The organism is Frankia sp. CgJB1, from assembly GCF_977947065.1.
This window is the reverse complement of sequence record NZ_CDWTNB010000126.1, coordinates 1-11,855: the sequence shown is the minus strand read 5'-3', so window position 1 is coordinate 11,855 and position 11,855 is coordinate 1. Positions and strand designations below refer to the sequence as shown.

At 73.4% G+C, this 11,855-nt stretch carries 9 protein-coding genes and 2 pseudogenes; 7 read left to right on the top strand and 4 right to left on the bottom strand.

The features are described from left to right. The 3 genes and pseudogenes from AC08OT_RS14445 to tatB form a co-directional block, all read left to right on the top strand. Window positions 1-240: pseudogene (locus AC08OT_RS14445) on the top strand (anti-sigma factor family protein); the annotation flags it as partial. A 1,352-nt stretch (window positions 241-1,592) separates the two neighbouring features. After that, window positions 1,593-2,921, top strand: a complete 1,329-nt coding sequence (locus AC08OT_RS14440; protein WP_476593514.1) for a S1C family serine protease — start codon at window positions 1,593-1,595, stop codon at window positions 2,919-2,921. 67 nt (window positions 2,922-2,988) lie between these two features. Continuing rightward, window positions 2,989-3,528, top strand: a complete 540-nt coding sequence (tatB, locus tag AC08OT_RS14435) for a Sec-independent protein translocase protein TatB (protein ID WP_476593515.1) — start codon at window positions 2,989-2,991, stop codon at window positions 3,526-3,528. Between the two features lie 130 nt (window positions 3,529-3,658). Here the strand turns inward: tatB and AC08OT_RS14430 are convergent, their stop codons facing one another. Then, the gene (locus AC08OT_RS14430) at window positions 3,659-4,801 is read right to left on the bottom strand and encodes an Mrp/NBP35 family ATP-binding protein (RefSeq protein ID WP_476593516.1); all 1,143 of its coding nucleotides are present in this window, start codon (window positions 4,799-4,801) and stop codon (window positions 3,659-3,661) included. Window positions 4,802-5,105: 304 nt separating this feature from the next. Here AC08OT_RS14430 and AC08OT_RS14425 point away from each other — a divergent pair, with 304 nt between their 5' ends. Beyond that, a complete protein-coding gene (locus tag AC08OT_RS14425; protein WP_476593517.1) occupies window positions 5,106-5,594 on the top strand; it encodes a MarR family winged helix-turn-helix transcriptional regulator in 489 nt (162 codons plus the stop codon). On the opposite strand, the gene AC08OT_RS14420 is transcribed toward AC08OT_RS14425, so the two are convergent. Both AC08OT_RS14420 and AC08OT_RS14415 read right to left on the bottom strand, forming a co-directional pair. Further along, complete coding sequence (locus tag AC08OT_RS14420) at window positions 5,578-6,447, bottom strand: PHP domain-containing protein (protein WP_476593518.1); 870 nt, start codon at window positions 6,445-6,447, stop codon at window positions 5,578-5,580. The genes AC08OT_RS14425 and AC08OT_RS14420 overlap by 17 nt on opposite strands. A gap of 69 nt (window positions 6,448-6,516) precedes the next feature. Then, on the bottom strand, window positions 6,517-7,959 hold the full coding sequence (locus tag AC08OT_RS14415; RefSeq protein WP_476593519.1) for an aldehyde dehydrogenase family protein: 1,443 nt from the start codon (window positions 7,957-7,959) through the stop codon (window positions 6,517-6,519). A gap of 316 nt (window positions 7,960-8,275) precedes the next feature. On the opposite strand from AC08OT_RS14415, the gene gabT reads away from it, so the two are divergent. The 3 genes from gabT (at window position 8,276) to AC08OT_RS14400 (ending at window position 11,599) form a co-directional block, all read left to right on the top strand. Continuing rightward, window positions 8,276-9,703: a 4-aminobutyrate--2-oxoglutarate transaminase gene (gene gabT / locus AC08OT_RS14410; protein WP_476593520.1), complete on the top strand. Its 1,428-nt coding sequence runs from the start codon at window positions 8,276-8,278 to the stop codon at window positions 9,701-9,703. A gap of 136 nt (window positions 9,704-9,839) precedes the next feature. Next, window positions 9,840-10,523, top strand: coding sequence for a DUF6758 family protein (locus AC08OT_RS14405; protein ID WP_476602910.1), 684 nt, complete (start codon window positions 9,840-9,842; stop codon window positions 10,521-10,523). Window positions 10,524-10,618: 95 nt separating this feature from the next. Beyond that, entirely contained in the window at window positions 10,619-11,599 is a 981-nt protein-coding gene (locus AC08OT_RS14400; RefSeq protein WP_476593522.1) for a diacylglycerol/lipid kinase family protein, read from the top strand. Here the strand turns inward: AC08OT_RS14400 and AC08OT_RS14395 are convergent. Continuing rightward, window positions 11,583-11,855 (bottom strand): annotated as a pseudogene (locus AC08OT_RS14395) (aa3-type cytochrome oxidase subunit I); the annotation flags it as partial. The gene AC08OT_RS14400 and the pseudogene AC08OT_RS14395 overlap by 17 nt on opposite strands.

Here is an 11,855-nt window from a genome sequence, read left to right as displayed (position 1 = left end):
GCCCCGCACCGCCGTCCCACCCCCCGGACCAGCATGCGGCGAACCCTCCTCGGATCCGCCGCGCTGATGCTGCTCGCCGTCGCTGGTACCGCCATCGCCGACGGCCAGGAGAGTATCCAGACACCGGGACCCGTCGCGGTGCCGACGGTGTCCTCGGTCGTCGCCCCGGGCGTTCCGAACGGCGTCCCGGGCCGGCTCACCCCGATGTTCGCCCCGGTCCGGGCGTCCTTGCGCCGTTGATCGTCCGCCCGTTCGAGCCGACCGGGCGAATTCGGGCCGATCCGGGCGGATACGTTCCCCGTCGGCCCGGTCGGGGATGTTCGAACGGGGGTATTCGGACGGGGTAAGCCGTCCCGGGTACCCGGAGGCGGCTGGGGCCGTGAGCTCCGGGGTGTCGCCCGCTCCGCCTCCCGGCGCCAGGCCCTGGCTGGTCGCCTTTGTCCGGCTGTCCGCCCTGGTCGCCGCCGGAAACCGGCGGGACGCATCTTTCCGGTACCTGAAAGACATTTTCTGAGTGTTCTGGAGGAGAGGTCTCGTCTGGCCTGATGTGAGGCTTTACCGTGTTACCCGCTCGGACGCGTCGCGCGTGCTTTCCAGGACGGAACCGGTCGTCGGCGTTCCGCCGTGCCGTGCGACGAGCGAATCGGGGAGGACGTGTGGACGTCAGCGACAACGAGGTGCCTGTCGCGAGCGTGGAACCGGTCGACCCCCCCGTACGGCCCCGACGTCTCGAGCGGTCATCCACGATGCGGTCGGTTCCCGCCGGCCCGGGCCACCGCGCCGATCCTTCCTGCCCCGGCGCCCGGCGAGCCGCGGACCGCGCCGACGCGGCGCCTCCTGCCACCGACGGCGAGCCGCAGACCGATCAGGCCAGCGGCCGGGTCGCGGCGGCGCGCGACGCGACGACCGTCCCCTCGACCGGCGGGACGATACCTGTTAGTCGGCTCCGCCTTCCCGCCGCGTCCCGGCCCAGCACAGCCGGCGGTGCCGGGCCGCGGGTACAGCCCGGGGTGGTCGTCCCCGTGCGGCCGTCGGGACCTGTGCGGCCGTCGGGACCTGTGCGGCCGTCGGGACCTGTGCGGCCGTCGGGACCTGTGCGGCCGTCGGGACCTGTGCGGCCGTCGGGACCTGTGCGGCCGTCCGGGTCGGAACCGGCGGCCGGGACACGCCGTCCGGAATCGCCTCGTACGGCCTCCACCACCGCGATGACCGGGCCGGCGGCGGAGGAGACCCGGCCCGACCGGCGACCCACGGCCGCCAGGACGCCGGGCACGGGTAGCCCGGCGGCACGCGCTCCTGAGCCGGCCCCGGGAACTCCATCGGCTGCGGGGCCATCGGCTGCGGGGCCGCAGCCGCGGCCCACGGCCCGCGAGGGTGCGACGCCGGAACCCGGGGCGGCGCGGATTCCGGTGCGTCAGCCCGCCCGGCGTCCGCCGACCCTCCCACCCAGTGAGGACAGGCCCGGCTCCGCCCCCGGAGGGCATCGCCACCCCCGGCATTCCGGGCGGGTCGAGGGGGCCGCCGCCGCGACCGACCGCGGGCGCGCTCCGGCTGACGGGAACCCGCGGGAGCCGTCGAGAGACTTGCCGACAGTGACCGCGGTGCGTGGCTTCGGCACGCAGCCGCCGGCCCCACCACCCGCTGCGACGGGCTCCCCGCGGGCGTGGTGGCCGACCTCGACGCCGTATCCGCTGCCCGCGGACTCCGGCGGCGGCTCGAACGGCACGGCGGTCGCCGTGCCGTTCGCCGGCGTCCTGACCGGCCGTCCCGCGCCGCGGGGGCGCCTGGTCGCGCCCGGTCGCCCGGTCGTTCTCGGTCACCGGGTCCTCCTCGCGAGCATCCTGGTCGCGGGTCTGCTGGGCGGGGGGATCGGTGCGCTGCTCGTCTCGATGACCGAGCGCGGCAGCGACCGGCAGGCGTCGGCGGCCCTGCAGGTCGGTACCGCCGCGCCCAGCTCCGACCGCAGGTCGGTCGCGTCGATCGCCGCGACGGCTCTGCCCAGTGTGGTGACGATCGACGCCGGTGGCGGGGGGGCCGGCGATGCCGCGGGCACCGGCTCCGGGGTGATCATCAGCCCGGAGGGGTACATCCTGACGAACAACCACGTCGTGGCGCCCGCGGTCGCCGCCAGAACTCCGATCTCCGTGCGCCGCTACCAGGAGTTCGGCCAGGTCCAGGCCGACCTGGTCGGGCGGGATCCCAAGACTGACCTCGCCGTCCTGCGCATCCCGGCCCCGCAACCCCTGCCGGCGGCGGCGCTCGGCCAGGCCGGCTCGCTGGTCGTGGGAGCGCCGGTGGTTGCCATCGGGGCGCCGTTCGGCCTCGCTGGCACCGTGACGACCGGCGTTGTCAGCGCGCTCGACCGCAATCCCATGGTCCCGGCCGAGAGCGGCACCGACCCCACGGTGCTCATCGGGGCGATCCAGATCGACGCGGCGATCAATCCGGGCAACTCCGGTGGTCCGCTGCTCGACGGCCTCGGCCAGATAGTGGGGATCAATACCGCGATCGCCGCGGTGCCCGGCCATGAGTCCCAGAGCCAGAGCGGCAGCATCGGCGTGGGGTTCGCCATCCCGATCGACTTCGCCCGCTCGGTCGCTCAGGAGATCATCTCGACCGGCCGGGCGACCCACCCGTACCTCGGCGTGTCGGCTGCGACCGTCACCGCCGGCCAGGCGAAGGCCACGGGGACCACGCCGGGTGCTCGCATCGTCAACCTGGCGCCCGGTGGCCCCGCCGAGCGCGCCGGGCTGCGCGTCGGCGACATCATCACGCGGGTGGGCACCAGGGTCATCAGCGGGATGAATGACCTCATCGTTGCCGCCCGGCTCCACCGGGTAGGTGACCGGGTGCCGGTCGCCTACGAACGCGCCGGGGCCACCGCGACCATCCAGCTGACACTGCAGGAACAACAGCGCTGAGCTGCAGGCATCTTTTCGTTGCCCGCGAGCTCCTTGCCCGTAACACCGGGAGAGGTACGCTCAGCGCGTGTTCAACGGTGTCGGGTGGGGTGAAGTCGTCGTCTTGCTCCTGATTGGGCTGTTCGTCTTCGGCCCGGACAGGTTGCCCAAGGCCGCCAGGGACGCGGGACGCGTGCTGCGTCAGCTGCGCCAGATGGCCAACGGCATGCGTAACGATCTCAGGTCCGAGCTGGGCCCGGAATTCGCCGATCTGGATATCCGGGACCTGCATCCCAAGACCTTCGTCCGCAAGCACCTGTTCGAGGACGATCCGGTTCTGCCGCCATACCTCACCAAGCGGACCTCGCTCGACTCGCTGCTCCTCGGTGACGATCCGCCCGCGGTGCCGTCACTGACCAAGTCCTCGCTGCCGAGAGATCCCGCGGCCAAGGACCCGGCTCGTCCCGGCGCCGAGGCCGCGGTCCCGGCGGCGCCGCCCGGTCCGGTGTCTCCCATGCTGTCGAAGGTCTCGCCGAGCAAGGCCTCCGCCGCCCGGGGCGTGCCGGCGCAGCCGGCACGGAGCGACGGCCCGGCGACAGAGGTGCCCTTCGACTCGGACGCCACCTGAGCCGACCCGACGCCACCTGAGGTTCGGCGCCGCCGTCGGCTCGAGGACCCGCCCCGGGGCGGGATCAGCCGGGGCCGGGCTCGCGTCGATCAGGCTGCGCGAACCCGGACGGCCGGCCGATCGTAGGTGTTCAGCGCCCCACCGGCGTGAGGTTGAGGCTGCGTCCGGCGAGCCCACGGGAGCGGTAGGTGAGCCGGCCTGCCACCGCGTCCAGGGCCTTGCCCGCCTCGCTGTCCGGCTCGCCGATGACCAGTGGCACGCCGTTGTCGGCGCCTTCCCGGAGCCGGACGTCTACCGGGATCTGGGCCAGCAGCGGTACGTCATGACCGAGCACCCTGGTCAGCCGCTCGGCCACCGCCGCCCCGCCGCCGGAGCCGAACACGTCGACCCGCTCGCCGCAGTGCGGGCAGGGCAGCCACGCCATGTTCTCGACGACCCCGACCACGTTCTGCCGGGTCTGCACGGCGATGGTCCCGGCCCGCTCGGCGACCTCGGTGGCCGCCAGCTGCGGGGTCGTGACCAGCAGCAGTTCGGAGGACGGCACCAGCTGGGCCAGAGAGATGGCGATGTCACCGGTGCCGGGCGGCAGGTCGAGGAGAAGGACGTCCAGGTCACCCCAGAAGACGTCCGACAGGAACTGCTCCAGGGCACGGTGCAGCATCGGTCCGCGCCAGGTCACCGGCTGGTTGCCACGCGTGAACATCCCGGTGGAGATGACTCGCACCCCGTGCGCCTGGGGCGGCATGATCATCTTTTCGACCTGGGTGGGCGGGCGGTCGATGCCCAGCATGCGGGGCACGGAGTGCCCGTAGATGTCGGCATCGAGCACACCGACCGACAGGCCCGAACGGGCCATCGCGGCGGCCAGGTTCACGGTGATCGAGGACTTGCCGACGCCGCCCTTGCCGCTGGCGACGCCGTAGACCCTGGTGGTCGAGCCCGGTTGGGCGAAGGGAATCGCCTTGGGGGCGTTGCCCCCCCGCAGTTTCGCGTGCAGGGCACCGCGTTGCTCGTCCGACATGACCTGCAGATCGACGCGGACCTCGCGGACGCCCTTGACCGCGCTGACGGCTCGACTGACCCGATTGATGATCTCGTCGCGCATGGGGCAGCCGGACACGGTGAGCAGGATCCCGACGTCGACCGAGCCGTCGTCGAGCACGCGAACCGACGAGACCATGTCCAGCTCGGTGATGGGACGACCGATCTCGGGATCGTGCACCGTCGCCAGAGCCGACTGGACCGCGTCGGGGGAAGGCCGGGATAGGGACAAGGGAAACCTCAGTCACAGGTTGGTATCAGGTGCGGCCCGCCGGGCCGCCTGTGGGTCCACGATAGCCCGCGGGGGACGTGACGGTGCCGGCTCACAATCCCCGTCTGCCGTGTTCGGCGGACCGGGGAGCGTGCCCCGCCCTGTCGGCTTCACGACGGGTGCGGAGCGTGCCCATCGCCATGACCAGGGGTGATTGTGTCCTGGTATGTGCCTGGTATGTGTCCCGGTGACGGAGGCGGCTGCTTGGGACGGTTTTGCGGGCGGGCCGCGACGTAGGCTGATCGTGCGGGGGCGGGAGGACACGATGGCAGTCGAAGAGATGTTCGGCGCCAGCTCCGAGACCGGCGAGGACTGGGTCGACGAACATGGGATGCGGGCCTGGCGTGAGCTGCTGCACTCCCATGCCCACGTGACCCGGGTCCTCGAGGCCGAGCTCGAGGCGGCTCACCGGCTTCCCTTGGCCTCGTACGACGTGCTGGTCCAGCTCGCCGAGGCCCCGAACGGCGAGTTGCGGATGAGCGAACTCGCCCAGGCGGTGCTGCTCTCCCGCAGCGGTCTCACCCGGTTGGTCGACCGGCTGGAACGGGAGGGACTGGTCGCCCGGCACGTGCTCTCCCACTTCAGCCGAACCGAGCAGGACCTGCTCGCCGAGCTGCTGGGCCGGCTGAGCCCGCCGAGGCCGGGTGGCAACGGCCGGGGGCGGCGCGGACGCCTGAGCGGCCACGGCCTGCCGGCAACCGCACCCCGGCCGGCACCCCCGCCGGCACCGTGGCCGGTCATCCGGACGCGATGATCGGGACCGCCCCCCGCGCGGCGGAGACCAACGCCTCGTAGGCCTCCCGGGAGGTGGTCTCGGCCCCGAGCCCCTGAGGCTTGCTGGCGCCGTGGAAGTCACTGGAACCGGTCGCCACCAGCGAGAGCTCGGCAGCGAGGCCACGTAGCCGGCGCCGCTCGACGGGTAGGTGATCGGGGTGATCGACCTCGAGGCCGGTCAGGCCCGCCTTCGCCATCGCCTCGATCACCTCGGGACCGACCGTGACGCCGCGCCTGCTCGCGAACGGGTGCGCGAACACGCTCACCCCGCCGGCGCCGTGGATGAGGCGAAGCGCCTCCCAGACGTCCGGCTGCTCCTTGCCCGCCCAGTACGGTCCGCCCGCGCCGATCCACCGGTTGCTGAACGCGGCCGCCACCTCGGGGATCAGCCCGGTCTCGACCATGACCGCGGCGATGTGGGGCCGGCCCACCGTGCCGGCCGCCAGCTCCAAGACCCGTTCCCAGCGCACCGGATGCCCGTCCGCGGTGAGCCGGTCGACCATCCGACGGGCCCGGGTGGCGCGATGTTCTCGCACCCGGGCCCGGGTCGCCGCGAACGCCGGCTCGGCCGAGTCGAACAGGTAGGCCAGCACGTGCAGGGATACCCAGGCACCTGCTACCTCGACCTGGCAGGAGATCTCGGCGCCCGGCACCAGGGTCAGCCCGGCCGGCAGGGCCGCGGCCGCGCGGCCGATGCCCGCGATGGTGTCGTGGTCGGTGAGCGCGAGGACCGACAGGCCCTGCCCGGCCGCGAGCCGGACGAGGTTCTCCGGTGACTCCAGGCCGTCCGAGGCGGTCGAATGGGTGTGCAGGTCGATGGCCACCCGCTCCATAATGCTTCATAGTGGCAGCTTTTCGCCGCGCGGCGATGATGTGGGCGGCGGGCGGGCGGGAGGTGAGGCCTACAGGTCCAGATCGGTCAGGACCAGCACCCGCTCCTCGGTGAGGTCGGTCATGGCCGAGCGGACCCCCTCCCGCCCGATGCCGGAACCCTTCGTCCCACCGTAGGGCATCTGGTCGGCCCGGTACGACGGGACGTCGCCGATGACGACCCCCCCGACCTGGAGCTCCCGGTGGGCGCGGAACGCGGTGGCCAGGTCGTGGGTGAACACCCCGGCCTGCAGGCCGTAGGCGCTGTCGTTGATCCGGGCGAAGCCCTCGTTGACGCCGTCGACCGCCGCCACGACGATCACTGGGCCGAAGACCTCCTCGCCTACCACCTTGGCGGTGAGCGGAACGTCGGTCAGTACGGCCGGGCTGAGACTCGTGCCGTGGCGCGTCCCGCCGCAGACGACTGTCGCCCCCGCCTCGACGGCCTCGATGATCCACGCTTCGACCCGTTCCGCCGCCGCGACGTCGATCAGCGGCCCCACGTCGGTGGCCGGGTCGGCCGGATCCCCGTCGTGCAGCGCCCGCACGGCGGCGACGATCTCGGCGAGCAGCTCGTCGATGATCGTGCGGTCTGCGTAGACCCGCTGCACGGCGATGCACGACTGGCCGGCCTGGTAGTTGGCGAACAGGGCGATGCGGCCGGCGGCCCGGGCCAGGTCGGAGGGAGCCGCGTAGTCGGCGGCGACCAGCACCGCCGCGTTCCCGCCGAGTTCGAGGACCACGTGCTTGCGGGGGACCGCGTCGCGGATGGACCAGCCCACCGGGCCGGAACCGGTGAAGGACACCACAGGCAGCCGAGGGTCTGCGACGAGCGGGCCGAGGCGGTCGTTGGGGATCGGGAGGACCGACCACGACCCCTCGGGCAAGCCGGCGTCGGCGAGCAGGTCGCCGAGGAACAGCGCCGACAGCGGCGTGCGCGGGGCCGGCTTCACGATGATCGGCGCGCCGACCGCCAGCGCCGGCGCCACCTTGTGGGCGACCAGGTTGAGCGGGAAGTTGAAGGGGGTGATGCCCAGCACGGGCCCGCGGGGGAAACGCCGGGTGAGCGCGAGCCGTCCCTCCCCGGTGGGATCGGTGTCCAGCCTGGTCAGCTCTCCGGCGAAGCGCCGGGCCTCCTCCGCCCCCCAGCGGAAGGTGGAGCTCGCCCGGGCCACCTCGGCACGCGACCAGGTCAGCGGCTTACCGCTCTCCGCGGTGATGAGACGGGCCAGTTCGTCGCCCCGACGGGCGATCTCCTTCGACACGGCGGCGAGCGCGCCGGCGCGGACGTGGGCCGGCAGCGCCGCGAACGCTGGCGCGACCGCCGCCGCGGCGGCCACGGCCGTCTCAACCTGGTCGGGGTCCGGCTGCGCGACGACGGCGACCTCCGCGCCGTCGAACGGGTGCCGGACGGTGGTCGCCGCCGGCCCGGTGGCCGGCTTGCCTGCCAGCCAGAACGGCGTCGGCTCGCTCATCGCACGGATGACCGGTCGGCGCGGGCGGCCGTCGGGCCGCCTGCCGTCGGGCCGCCTGCCGTCGGGCCGCCTGCCGTCGGGCCGCCTGCCGTCGGGCCGCCTGCCGTCGTCATCACCATCGAGCTCATTCTAGGCGCCCGTGCGGGCGGGGTGCCGGCGGCGCGCCCGGTCCCGCCCGAGGACCACCGACCGGATCCCGGCGGCGGGGGACGATGGCCAGGCCAGGCCAGGCCAGGCCAGGCCAGGGCCGCGGCGCGGATGGCCGTGGCCGTGGACAGGGTATGTGCGCAGGCAGACGATCAGGTAGGAGCCGACGATGACCATTCCTAACCAAGCGGCGACCGGAACCGGCCTGCCCGCCACCGGCGGCCCGCGGCTGCCCCAGGAGCTGCGTCTGTACACCGAGATCCCCGGCCCGCGGTCCCGGGCACTCGCCACGCGCCGCGCCGGCGCCGTGGCCCGCGGGGTCGGTGAGACCTTCCCGGTCTACGCGCACGCGGCGGGCGGCGGGGTCGTGGTCGACGTGGACGGCAACTCGCTCATCGACTTCGGTTCGGGGATCGCGGTGGTCAGCGTCGGCAACGCCGCGGACGAGGTCGTCGAGGCCGTGCACGAGCAGATTGGCCGGTTCACCCACACCTGCTTCATGGTGACGCCGTACGAGGGCTATATCGCCGTCTGCGAGGCGCTGAACCGGCTGACGCCGGGTACCCACGAGAAGCGCTCGGCATTGTTCAACTCCGGAGCGGAGGCCGTCGAGAACGCCGTCAAGATCGCGCGTAGTGCGACCGGCCGGGACGCGGTCGTCGTCTTCGAGCACGCCTACCATGGCCGGACGAACCTGACGATGGCGATGACCGCGAAGTCGATGCCCTACAAGAGCGGGTTCGGGCCGTTCGCGCCCGAGGTCTACCGGATGCCGCTGGCGTATCCCTACCGCTGGCCGACCGGTCCCGACCGCTGCGGGGAGGAGGCCGCCGAGCGGGTGATCGAGCTCGTGCGGGACGAGATCGGAGCCGCGTCCGTCGCCGCGATGGTCATCGAGCCGATCCAGGGGGAGGGCGGTTTCATCGTCCCCGGGACCGGGTTCCTGCCCCGCCTCGCCGAGTTCTGTACGGCTTCGGGGATCGTGTTCGTGGCGGACGAGGTGCAGACCGGGTTCGCCCGGACCGGGACGATGTTCGCCTGCGAGCACGAAGGTGTCGTCCCGGATCTCATCGCCACCGCCAAGGGCATCGCCGGCGGCTTGCCGCTCGCGGCCGTCACCGGCCGTCCGGAGATCATGGATGCCCCCCAGGCCGGCGGGCTCGGCGGCACCTACGGGGGGAACCCGGCGGCCTGCGCTGCGGCTCTCGCCGCGATCGACCTCATCGAGTCCGTGGGCTTGGCCGGCCGGGCCCGCCGGATCGGCGAGATCGCCCTGCCCCGCCTGCACGCGTTGCGCGAGCGGTACGACTTCGTCGGGGACGTCCGGGGGCGGGGCGCGATGGTCGCCCTGGAGCTGGTCCGGGGCGCCGGCGACGACAGCCCGGACAAGGTTCTCACCGCCGCCGCGGCCGCGGCCTGCCATCGTCGCGGCCTGATCGTGCTCACCGCGGGCACCTGGGGCAACGTGCTCCGGCTGCTGCCACCGCTGGTGATTGAGGAGTCGTTGCTGCTGGCCGGCCTCGATCTCCTCGACGGGGCGTTCGCGGAGCTCGCGGCGCGCCGTCAGCCTCCCTTCCCGGCCCGCCCGGAGGCGTGACGGAGGGCTGGAGGGTGACGGAGGGGTGGCGCACCCGGCTGTTCGGCACATCTGCTCAGGTGGGGCGATTGCGGGTGGAAACCTGGTGGGGCGATTGCGGGTGGAAAGCCGAGGGCATACCGGTGCCGGAGTGCCGATGTTCGGCGACATCTCCACCTACGCCAGGAGGCGCCCGGTGACCATTGCTGCGGCCTGCCCGCGCTGTCTCGGACCGCTGCGTCCACCCGATCTGTGGAGCAGCCAGTGGCGGTGTGACGATCACGGGGAGGTGAGTCCCTACCGCACTGCGGTGTCGTCGCGGGAACAGGCGCTCCACGCGCTGTCGAGGACCTCGACGGTCCCGGTCTGGTTGCCGCAGCCGATGCCGGTCCACTGGTACGTCAGCGGTGTCGGCTGGGCCGGTGACGAGCGTACCGGGCCGCGTGCTATGGCAGTCGCCGCCGCCGGGCCCTCCCCGTTGGGCGGGCCGGCCGAGATGGTGCTTGTCGCCGAGGCGCCTCGGGTGGGACTCGGCGCCCGGCTCGCGGGCATCAGCGGTCCCGATCCCGAACCGCTGCCCGGCGTACCGGAGGCGAAGGTCGAGGCCGCCGGGCATCCCACGGCGTTGTGGCCGCTGGTCGTATCCCCCGATCGGGCGGCGTTCGTCGGGGAGGCCCGGGGGGTGTGGCTGTGGCTGGTGCTCTGGCCGGCCGACGCGGCCCTGCTCCTGCTGGAACACCTCGTGCTGCGGGACCTGCGCGACGATCCGCAGCTCGGCGGGCGGTCGTTCTTCGGCGCCTCAAGCCAGCATCTGTCCGCGGGGTCGCTGCCCGGGCGGTGAGCCGCCATGGTCACGGGATTTCGGTCACGGAACCCCGGCCCCGGAACCCCGGCCGCTGGGGGACTTTGGTGCACCCGCCCGTAAGCTCGCTCACCATGACGGACGCCGCTGCCTCCCGCACACCCTTCTGGGGAAGCCTCGGTACGGTGGCGCCGCAGCCGGTCCGGGTCGAACCCGCCGAGGTCGACCGTTACCGGCTGGCCGTGATCGTCAACCCGAGCGCGGGTCACGGGCGGGCGATGCGGATGCTCGACGGCGTCCGCGCCGAGCTCGCGCGCTGGGCACGGGACGTCCGGGTTACCCCGACCCGCGACCTCGCCCATGCGGACGATCTCGCGGCGGCGGCCACCGCCCAGGGCCGGGTCGTGGTCGCGCTCGGGGGCGACGGCCTAGCCGGCGCGGTGGCAGGGGGGGTGGCCCGCTGCGGCGGCGTGCTCGCGGTGCTCCCCGGCGGGCGCGGCAACGACTTCGTGCGTGGTCTCGGCCTGCCCCGCGACCCGTGCCGCGTCGCGGCCGGGCTCGCGCACGCCCGGGAACGCCGGGTCGACCTGCCCGAGGTCGGCGGCCGGCCGTTTCTCGGGATCGCGAGCGTCGGCTACGACTCCGACGTCCAGGTGATCGCCAACCGGGCCCGGTGCCTGCGCGGCCAGCAAGTCTACACCTACGCGGCGCTGCGGGCGCTGGCTGCCTGGCGCCCGGCGCGCTTCACGGTGACGGTGGACGACCTCGCACCTCGGGACCTGGTCGGGTGGACGGTCGCGGCGGCGAACTCGGCGTATTACGGCGGCGGGATGCGGTTCGCCCCGGGGGCGGACATCGCCGACGGGCTGCTGGACGTCCTGCTGATCTCGCGCACCTCCCGCCTGACGTTCCTGGCGCTGTTCCCGCGGGTGTTCTCCGGGCATCACGTCGACACCCGGCACGTGCGGGTGCTGCGGGCCCGGCGGGTGCGCGTCGAGGCCGACCGGCCCTTCGCCGTCTACGCCGACGGCGATCCGCTGGCGTCGCTGCCGGCGGAGATTGTCGTGCGCCCCGGTGCCCTGCGGCTGCTCGTGCCGGTTATTCCGGGGTCCTGAAGCCGGATTCCGGCGCCGGGCGGTCGGGTTCGGCCGCGGTGGGTTCGGCCGGGTCCGCGGTCTCGGGCCTCGGCGTGGTCTCGGGGGTCGCATGGTAGTCGATGCGGCCGGCTGCCTGGGGATAGTGCAGGTCGAAGGCCGGGCGTTCGGAGCGGATGCGCGGCAGCGTCCGGAAGTTGTGCCGCGGCGGCGGGCAGGACGTCGCCCATTCCAACGAGTTCCCGTAGCCCCAGGGGTCGTCGACGACGGCGAGTGG

Coding starts and splice junctions, on each gene's coding strand:
- AC08OT_RS14415 (WP_476593519.1), bottom strand. CDS start 7,959: ATGAGCGAGCCGACGCCGTTCTGGCTGGCAGGCAAGCCGGCCACCGGG.
- AC08OT_RS14400 (WP_476593522.1), top strand. CDS start 10,619: ATGACGGACGCCGCTGCCTCCCGCACACCCTTCTGGGGAAGCCTCGGT.
- gabT (WP_476593520.1), top strand. CDS start 8,276: ATGACCATTCCTAACCAAGCGGCGACCGGAACCGGCCTGCCCGCCACC.
- AC08OT_RS14425 (WP_476593517.1), top strand. CDS start 5,106: ATGGCAGTCGAAGAGATGTTCGGCGCCAGCTCCGAGACCGGCGAGGAC.
- AC08OT_RS14405 (WP_476602910.1), top strand. CDS start 9,840: ATGTTCGGCGACATCTCCACCTACGCCAGGAGGCGCCCGGTGACCATT.
- AC08OT_RS14420 (WP_476593518.1), bottom strand. CDS start 6,447: ATGGAGCGGGTGGCCATCGACCTGCACACCCATTCGACCGCCTCGGAC.